The following is an 18,472-nucleotide window of genomic DNA, read 5'->3' as shown; positions in this document are numbered from 1 at the left end:
AGTCTATCAATTATATTTATCTAAAAAATATTAAAAGTAATAAAAAGGGGGGTTTTATTAATGAGAACATTATTAAAAACATATAAAATACTACAAAATACAATTTACGTTGATAGTAATGGAGAAGAGCAAACAACTAGTAAAATAGACTTATCAGATATAAAAACTACTGAAATTGTTCAAATTGGATTTTATGAAAATAAAATTGGAGAAATTCAAGTTGTTAAAATGCTAAGAATAATTGAAAAAGTACCTGACAAACTACCATCAGAAATAACATCATTGCAAGAAATGTTTTCTGGTACCTCAAAATTCAACCAAGACATTTCAAACTGAGACACTTCAAAAGTGACAAATATGACATCAATGTTTTCTCTTACACAATCATTCAATCAAAATATTTCAAAATGAAATGTTTCAAATGTAACAACTATGCATAATATGTTTGGTGGTGCTTCAAAATTCAATCAAGATCTTTCAAACTGAAATACTTCTAATGTAACAAATATTAGTTACATGTTTTACTATGCAAAATACTTTAATGGAAATATTTCAAAATGAAATACTTCTAAAGTAACAGATATGAGTTACATGTTTTGTAATGCTCTTGAATTTGATAAAGATCTTTCAAAATGAAATGTAGAAAAAGTAATAGACATGCGTAGTATGTTTGCTGGTGCCGAAAAATTTAATCAAGATCTTTCAGATTGAGATACTTCTAATGTAAAAGATATGAATTTTATGTTCTATGATGCAAAAAAATTTAATCAAGATCTTTCGCTTTAAAAAGTAGAAAAAGTAATAGAATATATTGATTTTTTCTGGAATTCAGGAGTAACTGATATCAAAAAATGCCAAAATTCAATAACTAACTTTTTAAGTTAAATCCTAAATTTTATTATATAAATTTAAATTATTTTTTAAAAAAAATAATAACTAAAATTTAATGATATTTAATTGTAAAAATAATATTTGACAAATAACATTACTTATCCTATAATTAACAAGCATTCACGAAAGCAGCAAATAAGTATTATTAAGTTGCAAATAGTTTACCCTCAAAGATTATTCTTTTTATTAGTAGAATTTTCTATTAATCTTAATAGTAACCAGTGCTGTTCTGGCGAATTGTAAACTATCTTAATGAGAACTTATTAAAGTCTCTTTGTGTTTGTATACATTCCAAGGAGGTTTTTATTATGTCAAGATATACTGGTCCAGTTTTTAGAAAATCAAGAAGATTAAACTTCTCAATTCTTGAATCTGGTAAAGAATTTGCAAAAGGAAAAAAGCGAACATTCGCTCCTGGACAACACGGTCAAAAAAGAATTAAACTTTCTAACTATGGATTACAATTACAAGAAAAACAAAAAATTCGTTTCACTTATGGTTTAAATGCTCGTCAAATGAAAAATTTATTTGATGAATCAAAAAAAACTCATGGTGTTACTGGTACTAACTTGTTGGTATTCTTAGAATCAAGATTAGATAATATTGTTTTTCGTTTAGGTTTATCTTTAACAAGAAAAGGTGCTCGTCAATTAGTAAATCATGGTCATGTTTTAGTTAATGGTAAAAAAGTTAATATTCCTTCATATCGTGTTAAAATAGGAGATAAAATTACTATTACTGAAAAAGCACAAAAAAATGCAAAAATTATTGAAGCATTAAGCGCTAATGCTTCAACATTACCATTTATTGAATTCAATAAAAAAACATTTATTGGTACATATGTACGTCATCCACTACGTGACGAACTAAATACTGATATTAATGAAGCATTAGTTGTTGAATCATATGGACGTGCTTAAAATTAATAATTAATTTAAAATCTGTTATCAATTGATAACAGATTTATTTTTTAGATGGTAAATGTCAATAAAAGCATTTATCATTTTTTTGTTTTTGAAAAAATAAAATATAAATTAATTATCTATCAATCAATTTCCTTAAAACAAAACTAACAATTAATTTTTCTCCTACTACTATGTCAATTAAATTAAATGATATAATGTTAATTAGAGATGAGGAAAGGAAAAATAAAAAGAAATATTTAATTTTATGAATAGCTATAATTCCTTTAATTTTTAGTAGCGTATTTTCATTTTTTACTAAAAATTATTATGACAATATTTTACTAATATCAATACTAACGATATCTTATTTAATTTATATAGGTTTTTTAATCGTTAGTACTTATGGATTTATTAAGATAAAAGACAAAAAAGAAATTAATAATAAACAAGTAGAAAATACTATTGATTTAATAAAAAATAAAATATTGTAAAAGTTACCCTTTGGGGTAACTTTTACATGTTCTCTATAAATAATGATCTTAATATAAGTTCATACTATATAGCATTAAGAAAATTATTTGAACCATTACTATTATTAGGAATATGTTCTTGATTTGCTGCATCGATAAAATTTTGTTGTCTTATTGGACCATTTTCTAAAATTTGATTAATTCTTGTTTGCAAATCAGGATTATTAGGTTCTTTATATTTATTAGCGTTTTTCCAAATGCCAGAATTATTTTCTTCAATTCTATTTCTTATTTCTAATATACTTTTCTCTATATTTCTTAATTTCATAATTTTTCTACTTTCATCTTCATCTTTAATAGCCGTTGATGCTGCAGAAATTAGCTTAGTAATATCACTATAAGTTGACATATAAAAAGGAGTACCAGCAATAATATAACCTGCATTTTTTTCTGCATTATAAATTTTCTCTTCAACTTTTAAATAATTAATGATAATATTAATATTTTCGTTGATACTTTCTTCTTTTGCATTTGGACCATTTTCTAAAATTTGATTAATTCTTGTTTGCAAATCAGGATTATTAGGTTCTTTATATTTATTAGCGTTTTTTTCATCTTGAATTTGGTGCTTCAATTTCTTCTTTTCTAGTAACTAATTCTTTATATATTTCTTCTAATTTTTTAAACTTTTCTAATTCATCAACATTATTAAGAACATTTACTATTTCTTTTTCTTTTAATAGTTGGATATTAATTCGATGTTGAAGTGACATATAAAAAGGAGTATAGGAAACAGAATATCCTGCTTTACTTTCTGCATTATAAATTTTCTCTTCAACTTCTATATAGTCATTAATATTATTAATTAATTTACCTATATTTATTCTGAAATTATCAATCATATTTTTCTTATATTCTTTAGGTGTGTTTTCTAATGTTTTTCTTAATAAATCATCTAACATATTCTTTATCTTCCTTTGCTTATTAAAATTAACTTAATAAAAATCCTAATATAGATATTTTCTATATTAGGAAAGAACATTTATTAAATTACTAAGTAATAATATCATATTTTTTTTAAAACACAAAGAAAAAATACTACTCTGTCATTATTTAGTGATAATTTCCTATTAGTTATCGAGTAAAAATTTCCCAAAAGTGAAGTTAAATATACTTGGTGATAAATATGGAAAGAAGTATGACTATGAAATAAAAATATAAATACAAAATTATAAATGATATTATTATTAATAAATTATCTAAACATCAAGCCAAGAATAAACTTAATCTAACTATTAGAAGAATTAACCAATTAATTCAAATTTTTAATAGAGAAGGTAAAGTTGATTTTATTCATAAATCTCGTAATAAAATTTCTAATAAGGCAACAAATTTTGAAATCAAAATTAAGATTATAAACTTGTATAAAACAAAATATTATAATTTTAATTTTCAACATTTTCATGAGAAATTAATTAATGAAGAAAAAATTAAGATTTCATATAACACACTTTATACTATATTAATTAAAAAAAAATTACTTCACCAAAAAGACATAAAAATAAAAAAAATAACTTACATCCAACAAGAAATCGAAGAACAAATTTTGGTGAATTAATTCAAATGGACGCCAGTAATCATCATTGATTTGGTAACGATAAACCAAAATAATTTTTACATGCTGCAATTGATGATGCTACAGGAAATATTGTTGGACTATGATTTGATCATCAAGAAACATTAGATGGTTATTATAATATTTTTTATCAAATTTTAACTAATTATGGAATACCAAAAACATTTTATACCGATAATAGAACAGTTTTTGGATATAAGAAAAAAGTTGATGCAGGAAAAATAAATACAGAAAATGACACTTATACTCAATTTCAAAAGTCCTGTAATGATTTAGATGTTGTGAAATAATCAGAACTTCAATTCCGCAAGCTAAAGGTCGCGTTGAACGCTTATTTGGAACACTTCAAAGTCGTTTAATTAGTGAATTACGACTTAATAAAATTAGAAATTTAGAAGAAGCTAACAAATTTCTTAAAACATACATAAGTACTTTTAATAAACAATTTGCCTTTCCTATTGATGATACTAAATCTGCTATGGCTAAAGCTCCTACACAGGAAGAAATCAATATTTATCTTTCAAGATTTTCTAAAAGAAAAACAGATAGTGGTTCAACCATAACATATTATGGTAAAAAGTATTTTCCTTATAAAAATAACAAAGTTCAATACATACAACCTAGAACTGATGTAATTGTACTTAAATCATTTATTAATGAATTATATCTTAGTTACAATAATCAAATGTATGAACTAAAAGAAATAGCACAAAAACCAATTATAAAAGAAAATTTAATAAAAACTAAAAAAGTTTATATACCCAATAAAAATCATCCTTGAAGATATGGATATCAATAATTCTTAATTAAAATTAAAAATCTATTTTATAAGATATTTAATTTTATAAATACTAAACCATATAAAATTTTAAAACGTTTGCGTATGAGCAAATTTGGTGTTCTAAAATTGATTTTAAATATAAAAGAAATTGTAATTGCAATCTCTCGTTTTTATATTTGTGGTAAGTTTGATTTAGTCGGATTTATTAATAAATTATTTAAAGTTACATTATTGCTAAATTGTAAAGGTAAGTGCAACTAAATTATTTTTCTATCCAAATATTCGATTGGTGAAAGATAATTTAGTATTTTTCTTGGTCTTTGGTTTAAAGACAATATAAATTTATGAACTTCATTTTTATTAGTTTTTGAAAAAATAAATTTTTTAGGAAATTTTTCTCTAATTAAACCATTAGTATTTTCATTAGTACCTCTTTGTCAAGGTGAATATGGATTGGCAAAATAAATTTTTATATCTAAATTTTTTTCAAGTTGTTGTCAATTTGAAAATTCTTTGCCACGATCAAAAGTAATAGTTTTAACAATGTTTTTAGGAAGAATTGATAAATAATAACTAACATTTTTATTAATAACTTTAGTAGTTCTGTTTTTAACTAATATTGCTAAAGTAAATCGTGATACTCTTTCAACTAAAGTTATTAAACATGATTTGCTTTTACCTCGTGATGATACTATAGTATCTCCTTCTCAATGACCAAGTGTTATACGATCATTAACATTTATATCTCGTTCTTTAATTGATTTACCATTAAACTTGCCACGATTTTCTTTAGATTTTCGTTTTTTACCTTTTCTTCTTAAATTTTTACTAGTAACTTTATCAAGCATTCCAAAATAAATTCAAGTATAAATTGTTTTAAAACTAATAACTCACTCTTTATGAAAATTTTTAATTCTGCCATAAATTTGTTCAGGTGATCAACCTAATAGTAATTTTTGTTGTACATATTTTACTAAATTCTTATTTTTAAACTTATGAAAACTAATATGTGATTGTTTTCGATTTTCAGCTTTATTTTGTGCAATTAATGAAAAATAATGATTATTATCTTTATTTCTATTAATTTCTCGAATAATAGTACTAATACTTCGATTAAGATTTTTAGCTATTTCACTAATTTTAAATTTAAATTTCAATTGATTCTCAATATAAATCCTTTCATCTATGCCAAGATGTTTATAACTCATATAAAAACTCCTTACTTTTTTCTAAACTAAATTTAGCATTATGAAATTTTTATATGAGAATTTTTTGCAATTTTATTTACTTGCACTTACAAGTATAACTCAGCTCATATAAAAACTCCTTACTTTTTTCTAAACTAAATTTAGCATTATGAAATTTTTATATGAGAATTTTTTGCAATTTTATTTACTTGCACTTACAAGTATAACTCAGCAAATATTTTTGGGAAATTTTCACTCGATATTGACAAGAAAAAATACTACTCCAGTTATAAATAAAATTAAATCCCTCAACTATTTTTTTATAAAAATATTGAAATAGAAAAAAATATTTTTTTATTTTTTTTAAAACGGATTATAAATATTTTTTAAATTTTGAATAATATGTTCTCTCACTATTACATCTTTAATTGAATTAGTAAAAGCAGAAATTTTAGGCTTTAAAAGATTATAACGACCCATATTTTGTGGAAGTGTAGTATCTATTATTGGCATATCTTTTAAATTATCATCGAATATTTGTACTACTTCCGAATATAAATTAAGTATATTAGCATAAGCATTAAAAACTGATACCATATAATTAACATCTAAAAAATTATCAACTCCATGTTGTTGCAAGAGATCTATAATTATTTTTTTATTAGCAATGATATCACCTGTTGATTCCATCTCTTTTAGAGCATTAGCAATTTTATCAGTTTCATCTACTCTTAATATACCTATCATTTTTAACTTTTCAACAGTACTGTAACATTCCTCATAAGTTGTATTATTTTTTAATTCATTTATACTTTGTTTTAATGTTTCACTATTTTGATATAAATCAATAACAGTGTTAATGTCTGTTACATTAACATTTAAAAAAGGAAGATTATTATCAATACTACTAAATATTTTATGAGTAACAGAAGTTGTCGGTATTTCATTTTTAATAACACCATAACTTAATGATTTATTACCGAAAACACTAGTACCCATCATAATAATTACGATACTACCTAAAATACTCATTCTAATAAAATTAATTAAAATTCCAGCTGTAGCATTTATTGCTTTGTGTTCAATTTTATTTTTATTAAAAAGTACAAAATATAAAATAATATAGATTATTCAAAATAAAATATTAATGCCAATAATTCAAACAATAGCATATATCAAAAATCCAATATTATCAGTTAATAAATTCTTAAATAAAGCAAAACTACCACTAAGGTCACTAAACCATGGTGATACCATATTTTTAAAAGAATTTATTAACATTGGTTTAAATGCCAACATTAAACCAATACTAAGTAAATTACCAGCACTAATAAATATTAATGCTCTTCCCCCAATAAAAAAACCAGTAACAATAGCAAAAATAATAATAACAAAAATAATAATATCCCATAATAATGGAGAAACATTAATAAATATCATATTTAAATACCCTTCCTTATTTATGAACAACTATAAAATAATGACGCTTACCTTTTTTTATAACTGTTACTTGATTATTAATTGCGTTTTTTTTACTAATAAGAAAATTTATATTGGTAATTCTTTCACCATTAACAACAATTGAACCTTGCATAATTAGTTCTCTTGCTATTCTTTTTGAATTACAAATTTGATTATTAACTAAAAAATCAATTATTTGTTCATTATGATTAAGATTAAAATGTGGTACATCTTTTAAAACCTGTAAAATCTCAGATGATTTCATTTGATGAATCCGATCGTGGAAAAAAGCATTAGTAATATTAATAGCACTAAAATATCCATTTAATTTATGAATAAATACTGTTAATAAAGCTGCTAAAATCTTTTGTCCATAATGTTGCTTAACATCACTATTATGAATTACTAAAATTTTTGCTATTTGTTCTTCACTAAATAAAGTTAAAGAATTAAAAAAAGTAGGCAAATCTTTATCTTCTTGATTAAATAAAAATTGATATAACTCATAAGGTGAAGTTTTTTCACTATTTAAAAATATAGCACCTTTTTCGCTTTTACCAAATTTTTCACCATTAGATTTAGTTAATAAATTAATAGTAATACCAGCAGCATGATGTTCATCACCTTTTTGTTTTCTAATTAAATCTAAACCGACAGTAATATTTCCTCATTGATCACTACCACCAGATTGAATATAACATTGCTCTTTTTCATATAAATGATAAAAATCATACGCTTGTAATACCATATAAGAAAATTCAGTATAAGAAATTCCAGAATTTAAACGATTAGCAATCATTTCTTTGCCTAACATTTGATTAACATTAAAATGCTTACCAATATCACGCAAAAAAGTTGTAATTGTTAGTGGACCTAATCATGTTTGATTATTAATAATTTTAATTGGCTTAATTTTATTGTTTAATGTTCCCAATGGTAATTTTAAAAATGTAATTCAAGTTTCTACATAACTATCACAATAATTTAACAATTGTTTAAAAGAAAGATTATTTAAATCACTTTTCATAGTAACTCACTTTTGATCAAAATTACAAATTTCATATAAAGTTTTTAATAATGATGCTGATAATCCTAATTCTTCTCAAGGTAAGGGCAATGTTTTTAAAATACTACTTAAAGTCTGTTGATATTGATTATTTGGATTAATACTTTTAATAATCATTTCTAATGTTTCATATTCTTTATCATTTAATAAATTACATGTTTTAATTAATTCTAATGATGTTAAATTATCAATATTTTCATAACTTAATAATGTCACTAACTGCTCTTTTATTTTTCTAACATTAGTTTGTAACACATTTTCATCTAATAAATTACGTTCTTTATTTTTACCACTTGGATCACCGATCATTGCCGTTGTACCACCAATAACAGCAATTGGTTGAAAACCAAATATAGCAAAACGATGCAATAAAATAATTTGTAGTAAATTACCTAAATGTAATGAATCATTACTTGGATCAAAACCACAATATATTCCTTTTCCTAATTTTCCTGCATTAATTACTTTATCTATGCTACTAATATCTTTTAAGATATTACGTCATTTTAATTCGTCAATAATATTGGAATTTATTATATTATTCATAGCATCTCCTATTTATTTTCATCTAAAATATCATCAACTAACAAATCAATAGTTGTAATAACTGTATCGTTATTATTACTTGCATTATTGTAATTAATAGATGTAGTTTCTTTAAATATTTTATCGCGAAATTCTAGATAGCGCGATGGTAAACTATCATATATTTGTTGTTGTTCTCTATTTTTTTTAATTTGTGCAATTCTAGTATTATCAAGATTACTAGAATTATTATACGCTACTTCTTTTTCACGAAAAATATTTTCTTTAGTTTTTTTATCAACATATTGCTCAATAGTGCTAGAACTGCTATCGGCTTTTTTAATATTAATTGGAATCGTAGTTATTTTTTGATGATTAAGACCAAATATAGGTGAAATAATACTACTTAATTGATAAGGTTCTTTTTTAGCGTTATCAACATTAGTAGTAACATTTTCAATTTCAACTTCTGTATTTTCTATTGTCATAATAACTCCTTAATGATAATCAATAATTAAATTATAACATTTTAATGATTAATTATTCCTAATATAAGGTGAATAAATTTCATAATCTTCATTAAGATAAAATAATTACTAGTGAATATCAATTAATTTTATAAAAAGTACTAATAACTTTTCTCAAATTTATTTTTAATAAAAAATAAAATAATAAAAAAGTAGTACTTGTTTATAAAGTACTACTAAAAGTGTATTAAATTGATTTTATTCAACACTAAATGTGTCATATAAATTTGAAGTATCAATATTATCAAACCCTACAGCAAAAAACTCACTAATAGATGAATCCAACCCATTAATTATTTTTAAGATTGCAACTAAAGATACGTTTCTTGTTCCTCTTTCAGCATCAGAAATATAATTACGATGTAGGCCGCTTGCTTCTCCAAGTTTCTCTTGTGAAAATTTTCTACCTTTTTGATTACGTAAAGTTTTCATTCGTTTTCCAAAAGCATTCAATAAATTTTGACGACCTTTGCTTAAAATTTCTTTCTTTTTCATTGTATGGCCTCCTCTTATACTTTTATTATTAACTTACAATGTTTCTTGATACTTTTTCTTAATTTCGCGAATTAAATGATTAACCCCAGACTTAGTAATGACAAAACCGGTTTCTTGATAGTAAAGTTCACCCAATTCTGAAAGTGATGCTTCAGGATTTTTTAATCTTAAATTTGAAATAATTTGAGCTTTTAATGACAACGCTTTGAAAAGTTTTTTATCTTTTAAAACAGAAATCATTATAACTTGCTGGTCTCCAGCATTTAAAATTTTTTGTTGATTAAAAATATCAATATTATTAAAACGATTAATATTATTAAATAATTCTCGTGAAATACGTTTATCTTCAAAAGCGAAAACTGCTTGTGGACAATCAATTATTTTTAAAAAGTCAGAAATTACATTAGATTTTTTTAGATAAAGCACCGTTTTATTACGACGTTTTATTGTTTTAAAGTTTAATTTAAAAGTTTGTAATAAAATATTTTTAATTTTTTTAGCCAACATATCATTATGAAATTGTAATTCCAAATGGTAGTTAGGTGTTGAAGGAGAATTGATACTGCCAACTACAAGGAAGATTCCTGCGATATACGCTCTTATACAATGCTCTTTTATTATATGCTGGTGCATAGCTTCTTTCTCAATAAAAAGATATTTATCTTGAAGCATTAAATCATTAATAATAAAATCAATTTTATTATTAATACGAATATTATACACCTTTGGACGCTCAAATTTATTTAAAACATCCACCATAACTATCAATTTTACGTCTTTATATTGATTTTTTAAAAATTTATATATTAACCTAGTGGTTTTGTTATGAAAACTATGAATAATAATCTCATTATTTATTTTATCTGAATTTGTAATCTTACCATTAATAAGCGAATATGCTGATAGCAAAGATTTCTGACAACAATTTTTAAAACTTTTTTGACAGATTTCATCTTTTACACTTGTTGTAAATGATATCATTACTATCACCTCAATTGTACACTTTATTCATTAAAATTATCAATAAAATTTATTAAATATTGTGCTGCAATCGCTCCATCGTTAACAGCAGTTACTATTTGTCTTAAATTTTTAGCAATTACATCACCAGCTGCATATAATCCCGGGATTTTAGTTTGACACTTATCATTAACTATAATATAACCATTGCTATCGTAAATATCTAAATCTTTAACAAATTTTGTAACAGGATCAGAACCAATATAAGGAAATAAGGCATCAGTAGTAATTTCACTAATTTCCTTAGTCTTAATATTTTGAATTTCTAATTTACCTACTTTTTTCTTATCCTCAGTACCTAATACTTTTAATACAACATGATCAGTTATTAAATTAATATTTTCATTATTTTTAACTTTATTAACGGTTTTATCATCAGCACGAAATTGATCACGACGATGAATAAGATTAACTTTATTAGTAAATCTTGTTAAATATAAAGATTCTTCACAAGCAGCATAACCACCACCAACTACACTAATAATTTTATTCTTAAATAAAGCACCATCACAAACAGCACAATAAGAAACACCACGATTAGAATATTCCTCTTCACCAGGAACACCAATTTTACGTTCTAATGAACCAGTAGCTATAATTACTCCTTTAGCAATAAGAATATCACCACTACTTAAAAGGACTGTTTTAATTTTATGATTTTCACTATCTGTAATTTTAATAACTTCATCAGTAACAAATTCAACTTGTAGTTTCTCAACTTGCTTTTGCATTTTTTCTGATAATTCAGGCCCTAAAATATAATCATAACCTGGATAATTTTCAATTTCAGAAGTTTTAATCATTTTTCCACCAACAATATATTTTTCAATAATCACAGTTTTAAGATTTGCTCTTTGTGCATAAATAGCAGCTGTCATTCCTGCTGGACCACCACCAATAACTACTAAATCATAATCATATTTATTTTCTTTATTAGTATGATTTTTCATATAATCATTCTCCTTTACGAAATCTTGATGGTGCAATAATTTGTGCAAATATTACTAAAATAACACCTAAAATAATTCACATTCCAGAAACTATCATTGAAGTTGAAACATTGGCTATTTTCATAATGTCTCTATTATCACGAAGTGGTTCTAAAATCATTCTAATAATACCATAAAAGACAAAGTATAAACTACCTGATACTCCTGCATATGTTACTCGATAATTATTAGGATTATACATAGTATTTAAAGATTTAGAATGTGGTTGCATATTATATTTAATCTTTAAATATCATTTTTTTATCTTTGATTTAACTTTTGAATGTTTTTTAACATCTTTTCAAGGTATTTTTTCAACACTTTTAACACTATTCTTATTGGGTGTAAAATCAAAATATGCTTGTTTTCAACTTTCATATTTAAATTTACGATATCCATGAATTTTTTTAATAACTGTTCAAGGTTTTAAAAAATCTTTTACAACAATTGGATTAGTCTTTAAAGGCAAAATAAATTGCGAAGAATCTAATTTTCATGGTTTTTTATTAAATATTTGTCCTGTTTTTGGTACAAAAAACGTTAAAAAGAATCAACCAAATAATGAAGATAATGACTCATATAAAAATAAAGGTTGACGATAAACAGCAACAGGATCTGGTTTATCACTATTAAAACCATAATGTAAATGATTATTTATTCATGTTGGTAATCAACTGAAAGGATGACCAACATCAGTTCCTAGTAATTCTTGATTAAAAAAATTACCTCATCTACCAATTGCTTGACCTAATAAAATATTTGGAACAATACAATCAATAAAAACTCACATTGAAATTTGTAACTGCTTTGAAGTACGATAAAAAATAAAGAATCCTACTATCATTCCAACTGTAACGCCTCCTTCAATTGCCATACCACCTCTTCAAACGGCAACTACATCAAGTGCATTTTCAATTGTGCTAGTATTATTAAGAACATATCATGCTCTTGCTCCTATTAATCCTGCTAATGCAATAACTAATGTTCCTCATTCTAAAGTTTTAGTTGGAATATTACGACAATATAATTTTATTCATGAAGCAATGACAGCAGTTAAAAACCCTACTGCCATTAATACCGAATAAATATGAATTCCCGTTCCCGGAATATCGGTAATTAAACTATTGTATCCATCATCATTAATCATATTTTTTTCCTTTTTGATAATTTAATAATTAAATTATTTCTTTTTTGTTAAATTTCTAATTATTTGTTTTTGAAAACTAGCAGTAGCGTCTTGACTTTCATCTTTTAATTTTAAACTAATAACTGCTGCTTCAATTAAATCAGCTAAATTTCTTCCTGGACTAACAGGAATAATTATTTTAGGCACTTTAATTTCAAAAAAAACATCAAAGTTATTATGATCACCAAGTCGATCAACTTTAGTTCAACCATCATTTTCAATTCTAATTAAATTAATAATTAAATTTACTTGACTCTCATGCATTATAACATGATATCAATACATTTTGGTAATATCTAGGATACCTATTCCTCTAATTTAAATTAAATTTTTAATAATCGGATTAACTTTTCCTACAATTTTATTATTGACTTTTAAAATATCAATACTATCATCACCAACAAATAAGTGCCCATTACGTAATAAATCTAATGTTGTTTCTGATTTACCAATACCACTTTCACCTGTAATTAGGACACCATAACCAAAAATATTTACTAAAGTACCATGTAAACGTTTAGATTCAGATAAACGTTCAACAATATACGTAGAAACTGTTGCTGCAAATTCAGAAGTAAAAAATAATACTTCAATAATTGGAACTGTTGAATTAATTGATTTAGCACAGTCACATAATTCTTTTTTAAATTTAAAATTAGGTGTTACAAAAATAGCAGGAATATGATCTTCTAAAATATTACTAAAATGGTTCTTAAATTCTGTTTTTGGTAAAGAGGAAATATATTCGCTTTCTTTACTGCTTAATAAAATTATACGACGACTACGTGAGATTTGTTTAGTTTTAAATCCTGTTAACTCTAAACCACCACGATTAGTACCAATATTAGTAATAATTCTTTTTTCAATTGGAATTTTGGGATTAATATATAAAATTGTTAAATTAAATTTTGTTACTATTTCGCCAACACTAAGATTTTCCATACTTAATTTCCTGCCTTTTATAATTAAAATTTTTGATTAATTTTAAACATAATATAATTATATATAATATATCAACAGAAAGTTTATTATTAACAAAAATATACATAAGTTTCTAAAAACATTAAAAAAACTATTGAATAATATAATAAAAAATTACTAAACATTTCATTATCAAATAAAAATTATTATGATATAATTCTTTAAAAATTGTTAAAAATTAAAATATTAGAAATTAGTGTTAACTTTTTATGAATAGCAACTATATTCCTTTTCAATTAGTATTAAAAAATATTATCTCATCATCTATCAATCAAAATTTAAATCATATTTATGAAACTATTGATAAAAATAAGAATGAAAAAATACTGGTGATTTAGTTTCTGAAAAATGAGATTATCATTTTATTAATTATTTAGGACAACTAAGTCCAAATGGAAGTGGCACGCCTCCACAATTACCACCAAGAAATAAAATATAAATAAATATTACTAGTTAATATTATCTAAAATTTGAATAATAGTTTTAACTATCTTTGCAGCATTTTTTTCATTCTTAAGAACATGTAAATAATCTTTTAAATATTTAAAATTTTCTATATCATTTTCTATTTTTATAAATATTTCTTTAGCAGCATAACCAGTTGAAGCTATAGGAATTATTATTTTATTTTTATTTCTAGCAATTTCAAATTCATTTAATACACCTTTTGATAAAACAATATTATTATTTTTATCCATTTTATTACCAAAAATAAATAGTACAATGTCTGCTTTATCTATTAACTGATTACGATATTCTGGTCAACTTTTTTTAAGTTGTTGCGGAAATGGTCATACATCAAGAATATTATCCAAAACAATACTATTTTCTTTAGCATACTTAACAGCACCACTTACTATTTCATCACCAACGCCGATTCCAAATGCATTTATTATTTTCTTATTTTCTTTACATAAGAAATTTGATAAATCAAATACAAATTTTTTACTTTTCTTTATAGTACCAAATTCTTCATATTTATTAGCTATACCCGAAATAAAAATATTTCTCTTCAAATTATTATTAGTTGCAGAATTAAATATTTCTGCTTTTGAATCGCAATAATTGTTTAATAATAATGTTTTAAAATTAATGTTTTTAAAACAATTGTGACTTATAGAATTGAATAACTCACCATAAATTGTCAGAGAAAAAGAATCGTTTGAAAACCGTAATTCTGTTTCAGGAATAAATTTACTATATAAACTATTTTCTCCTATTGTTCCATCGCCAACACCATAATATTTATCATTAATATCCAAATTAAGTGCAGTTAAATCAATTGCATAATAATATCATACTTTAGTGCTTATTTTTGAAGCATAATGAGTACCTAAAAAGTAAATAGGTGTATCTTTTGTTAAAAAAATACCAGTTTCTTCTCTCATTTCATTATAAACTGTTTCCAAAGGATTATTATTTTCCACTCCACCAGTAATTGAACTATATTTACCCAGCTTATTTTTATTAAATAAAGGATTACTCTCACATGTTTGCATAAAATAACGACTACCATCATCTTTAATTATAAATGGTAATATTGCAACACCTTTGTTATTACATCAAGGTTCTTCAACACCATGCATAAAGTCTACTTTAATTAATTTAACTCATTCTTTTTTCATATTTATTTTTTCCTTTATAATAAAATTATAACTCTTATAAATAAATATTTCTAATTAATTCTTATTATTATTTATTAATTTAATTAATTCTTGAGCGATAATATTATGTGCTCATTTATTAGGATGAATGCTATCAAAAAAGAAATAATTATTAATATTTTCTTCATTAACACCTTCATTGAAATGAGGAACAATAATACCATTATTAATTATTTCACTAAAATCAGTAGTAACTGCTGCATCAATAATATTGTTATTAATATTCAAGCTTTTAAACTTATTAATAGCATTTGTTATCGCTGCAAACATATCATATTTAATAATATTTTTTTTATTTTTATTTAATTCTTCAATAACACTATCTAACATTTTATTAAAATTAGTAGTTAAATTTAAAATACGTTCCTTATCTTTTTCTTTATTTTTAAATAAAGGGATAATACTCATATTAGGAACATTACATAATAAAATACGTTGAGCACCCTTATTTATCAATTTAGTTAAAGCATTTTTTATTAACTCAACTGCTTTATTAATAATTTCTTCTTGGTCGTTTAATAATAATTGTTTAAAAGCATATAAAATATCATTACCACCAAACTCTACTAAAATTATATCATTACTATTAATATGATGCTGACTAATTAAAGCATCTACTTGATGAATAATATCAAAATGATTAATAACAAAACTTTCTACTGTTAATTCTTTTTTTCTACTAGCTAAAGCTCCACTAACTGCATAATTATTACCAATTTGCTCATCAGCAAATAAAAAAAGGTCAAATCTTCAAGCAGAAGTTAAATTTATATGCAAATAATCGGCAATAATTTGTGCTGCCACAGGACCATTAGAAAAAGAATTTTTATAAAATGGTGGCAACATTTTAACTATTTTAGATATCTTTAAATGCTTAAAAAGAGCTGTAAAACCACTTACTAATGCTCCTGTGTCTGATAAACTATTTCCCAGAACATAAAAGTTACCTTTTATTTTTTCATTATTATTCATAACTTCTCCTTTATTTATTTTAATTTTTAATTATTTTTTTCTAAATTTATTTTTGAAAGATTATCAAATAATTTATCAGCTGTTTTTTTATTATAACAAACAAAATAAAAAATTATTATATCCTTCAATCAAATTAATGCATCTTTTATATCTTCTTTTTTAAGTTTATTTATTTTTTCAACTTTAGTTGGTTTTTTATGTTTTAATAATCCTGTATCATTATATAAAATTCAAATTCTATCTGTAAATTTATTACCAAAATATTTTATAAAATCTTCTTTACTATTTTCTAAATATTCGTGATAAATCCTAATCAGATTACTTTTTAATTGCTCTATTTCATTATTTTCAATGCTTAAGTCTAATAAAATATCTTTAATATTTTTTTCTATAGAAATTTTTTCTAGCAAACCAATAGTTTTATCTTTAATTATATGATAAATCTTTCAAGTAGCATGTTCTTGATTTAGATTCTTAAATTCAATAAATGCATAACCTAATAATTTTATTAATTTATTTATTTCATTATTTACTTTTTTATATTTATAAGTTACATTTGTATAATCTAAAACATAATTTCCAACATTACTATTTAAAAATAATTGTACCGTATTAAAAATATTATAAAAAAATTCTAAACTATGTAATAATAACTGCTTATGTTTATTAGAATCTAGTAATAACTTTACATTTACATCTAATATATTTTCATATTCTGGATTTTGTTTTAATAAAATTTTAAAATTTGAACAATCAAATATTTTATCAGAAGCCAAATTAAATGCATCTTCAATATTATAATAATGTTGATACTTTAAACGATCTCTATTATTTTCATAATAACAAGTAATAATTTCAGTAATATTATCTTTTACAATTTCTAATTGAGATTTTATTTTAATATCTTTATTTTCTAATTTTTTTCAAATACTACTTAACATTCATAATTACTCCTGACTTAAAACTTGTTTATTACTTTTAAACAAATTAACATATTTTTTTAAAATTTTAATACTAAAATTTATCTTAATATTTATTATATTTTAATAATTTTATAAAAATTAATTATTTAAATAAAATAAATAAATAATTGTATTATTTTAACTTTGTGATATTACTGAAAATAATTATCTTAATTTAAATAATAGAATTTCCTCTTTGTTTATAATCTTTAATAATATTAATAGTAATTAATGTTGCCATTAAACAAGTAATACAACTAATAATATTTAAAACAACAGCAACAATAGTAATTTGATATGAAAAAACTTTATTATCATTAAATTGAGGTAAAAGCACAATAACACTAATAATTTCGCAACTTGTTCCAATAATACCTAAACAAAAACTAATAAAATCAAGCGAAATACTAAATTGATCTTTTCGATATAATTTCATATTTTGTTTTATCAAAGTTTTCTTTAATCTAATTAAACGGAACATTAAGAAAAAAGGTAGAAAAGCTAAAGTAAAACTAGTAATATCAAAAAAAATTGCAACAACAGTTATTCAAAGTGATGCTTTATCATTATCTCAAAAAGGTTGTAATGCTAAAATACTTAGAATTCCCAAAAAAATACCTATTAAACCAGTTCCAAAACTTATTAAATCCATTTTAAGAATTTTTTTATTAAAATTTAAAAAATATACTCTTTTTTCCAAAGTGACAAATCCTTTCATGTCTATATATAAGTAAGATTTTATCATATAAATGAA

The 18,472-nt window shown here is 23.1% G+C and carries 17 protein-coding genes and 2 pseudogenes; 4 read left to right on the top strand and 15 right to left on the bottom strand.

The window, feature by feature from the left end; genetic code table 4:
- Positions 1-60 precede the first annotated feature (60 nt).
- The 3 genes from AACL05_RS01315 to AACL05_RS01305 all read left to right on the top strand — a co-directional run bounded on the left by AACL05_RS01315 (position 61) and on the right by AACL05_RS01305 (position 2,287).
- Positions 61-786 (top strand): BspA family leucine-rich repeat surface protein, encoded by a 726-nt coding sequence (locus tag AACL05_RS01315; RefSeq protein ID WP_338961893.1) that lies wholly within the window; start codon positions 61-63, stop codon positions 784-786.
- Positions 787-1,199: 413 nt separating this feature from the next.
- Complete coding sequence (gene rpsD / locus AACL05_RS01310) at positions 1,200-1,811, top strand: 30S ribosomal protein S4 (RefSeq protein WP_174480874.1); 612 nt, start codon at positions 1,200-1,202, stop codon at positions 1,809-1,811.
- A gap of 176 nt (positions 1,812-1,987) precedes the next feature.
- Positions 1,988-2,287 carry a hypothetical protein gene (locus AACL05_RS01305; protein ID WP_338961890.1) on the top strand — a complete coding sequence of 100 codons (300 nt, stop codon included), beginning with the start codon at positions 1,988-1,990 and terminating at the stop codon, positions 2,285-2,287.
- A gap of 64 nt (positions 2,288-2,351) precedes the next feature.
- On the opposite strand, the gene AACL05_RS01300 is transcribed toward AACL05_RS01305, so the two are convergent.
- Together AACL05_RS01300 and AACL05_RS01295 are read right to left on the bottom strand one after the other, a co-directional pair.
- Positions 2,352-2,900 (bottom strand): hypothetical protein, encoded by a 549-nt coding sequence (locus AACL05_RS01300; protein ID WP_338961889.1) that lies wholly within the window; start codon positions 2,898-2,900, stop codon positions 2,352-2,354.
- A complete protein-coding gene (locus AACL05_RS01295) occupies positions 2,866-3,228 on the bottom strand; it encodes a hypothetical protein (RefSeq protein ID WP_338961888.1) in 363 nt (120 codons plus the stop codon). The genes AACL05_RS01300 and AACL05_RS01295 overlap by 35 nt, the downstream gene beginning before the upstream one ends.
- A gap of 266 nt (positions 3,229-3,494) precedes the next feature.
- Here AACL05_RS01295 and AACL05_RS08715 point away from each other — a divergent pair.
- A pseudogene (locus AACL05_RS08715) lies at positions 3,495-4,701 on the top strand (ISNCY family transposase).
- A 239-nt stretch (positions 4,702-4,940) separates the two neighbouring features.
- On the opposite strand, the gene AACL05_RS01285 reads toward AACL05_RS08715, so the two are convergent.
- The 13 genes and pseudogenes from AACL05_RS01285 to AACL05_RS01225 all read right to left on the bottom strand — a co-directional run bounded on the left by AACL05_RS01285 (position 4,941) and on the right by AACL05_RS01225 (position 18,436).
- The gene (locus AACL05_RS01285) at positions 4,941-5,891 is read right to left on the bottom strand and encodes an IS30 family transposase (protein WP_338960236.1); all 951 of its coding nucleotides are present in this window, start codon (positions 5,889-5,891) and stop codon (positions 4,941-4,943) included.
- A 342-nt stretch (positions 5,892-6,233) separates the two neighbouring features.
- Positions 6,234-7,310 carry a hypothetical protein gene (locus tag AACL05_RS01280; RefSeq protein ID WP_338961885.1) on the bottom strand — a complete coding sequence of 359 codons (1,077 nt, stop codon included), beginning with the start codon at positions 7,308-7,310 and terminating at the stop codon, positions 6,234-6,236.
- Between the two features lie 16 nt (positions 7,311-7,326).
- Entirely contained in the window at positions 7,327-8,943 is a 1,617-nt protein-coding gene (tyrS, locus tag AACL05_RS01275; protein ID WP_338961884.1) for a tyrosine--tRNA ligase, read from the bottom strand.
- Positions 8,944-8,951: 8 nt separating this feature from the next.
- Positions 8,952-9,410 (bottom strand): hypothetical protein, encoded by a 459-nt coding sequence (locus AACL05_RS01270; RefSeq protein ID WP_338958961.1) that lies wholly within the window; start codon positions 9,408-9,410, stop codon positions 8,952-8,954.
- A gap of 237 nt (positions 9,411-9,647) precedes the next feature.
- Positions 9,648-9,944, bottom strand: a complete 297-nt coding sequence (locus AACL05_RS01265) for a helix-turn-helix transcriptional regulator (RefSeq protein WP_338961883.1) — start codon at positions 9,942-9,944, stop codon at positions 9,648-9,650.
- Positions 9,945-9,977: 33 nt separating this feature from the next.
- A complete protein-coding gene (gene whiA / locus AACL05_RS01260; RefSeq protein ID WP_338961881.1) occupies positions 9,978-10,925 on the bottom strand; it encodes a DNA-binding protein WhiA in 948 nt (315 codons plus the stop codon).
- Between the two features lie 23 nt (positions 10,926-10,948).
- Positions 10,949-11,914 (bottom strand): thioredoxin-disulfide reductase, encoded by a 966-nt coding sequence (gene trxB, locus AACL05_RS01255; RefSeq protein ID WP_338961879.1) that lies wholly within the window; start codon positions 11,912-11,914, stop codon positions 10,949-10,951.
- Entirely contained in the window at positions 11,898-13,100 is a 1,203-nt protein-coding gene (locus tag AACL05_RS01250) for a prolipoprotein diacylglyceryl transferase (protein ID WP_338986120.1), read from the bottom strand. Before AACL05_RS01250 ends, trxB begins: the two co-directional genes overlap by 17 nt.
- Before the next feature lie 33 nt (positions 13,101-13,133).
- Positions 13,134-14,081: pseudogene (gene hprK / locus AACL05_RS01245) on the bottom strand (HPr(Ser) kinase/phosphatase).
- 488 nt (positions 14,082-14,569) lie between these two features.
- On the bottom strand, positions 14,570-15,745 hold the full coding sequence (locus AACL05_RS01240; protein ID WP_338961876.1) for a hypothetical protein: 1,176 nt from the start codon (positions 15,743-15,745) through the stop codon (positions 14,570-14,572).
- A gap of 54 nt (positions 15,746-15,799) precedes the next feature.
- Complete coding sequence (locus AACL05_RS01235; protein ID WP_338961875.1) at positions 15,800-16,756, bottom strand: SGNH/GDSL hydrolase family protein; 957 nt, start codon at positions 16,754-16,756, stop codon at positions 15,800-15,802.
- A gap of 26 nt (positions 16,757-16,782) precedes the next feature.
- Positions 16,783-17,697, bottom strand: a complete 915-nt coding sequence (locus tag AACL05_RS01230) for a hypothetical protein (RefSeq protein WP_338961873.1) — start codon at positions 17,695-17,697, stop codon at positions 16,783-16,785.
- 196 nt (positions 17,698-17,893) lie between these two features.
- Entirely contained in the window at positions 17,894-18,436 is a 543-nt protein-coding gene (locus tag AACL05_RS01225) for a hypothetical protein (protein WP_338986119.1), read from the bottom strand.
- Positions 18,437-18,472: the final 36 nt, after the last annotated feature.

The sequence above is a fragment of the Spiroplasma endosymbiont of Thecophora atra genome (assembly GCF_964019735.1).
GTDB classification, from domain to species: domain Bacteria; phylum Bacillota_I; class Bacilli_A; order Mycoplasmatales; family VBWQ01; genus Spiroplasma_E; species Spiroplasma_E ixodetis_A.
The sequence above is the reverse complement of the archived record's forward strand: the minus strand, read 5'-3'. Positions and strand labels throughout refer to the sequence as shown.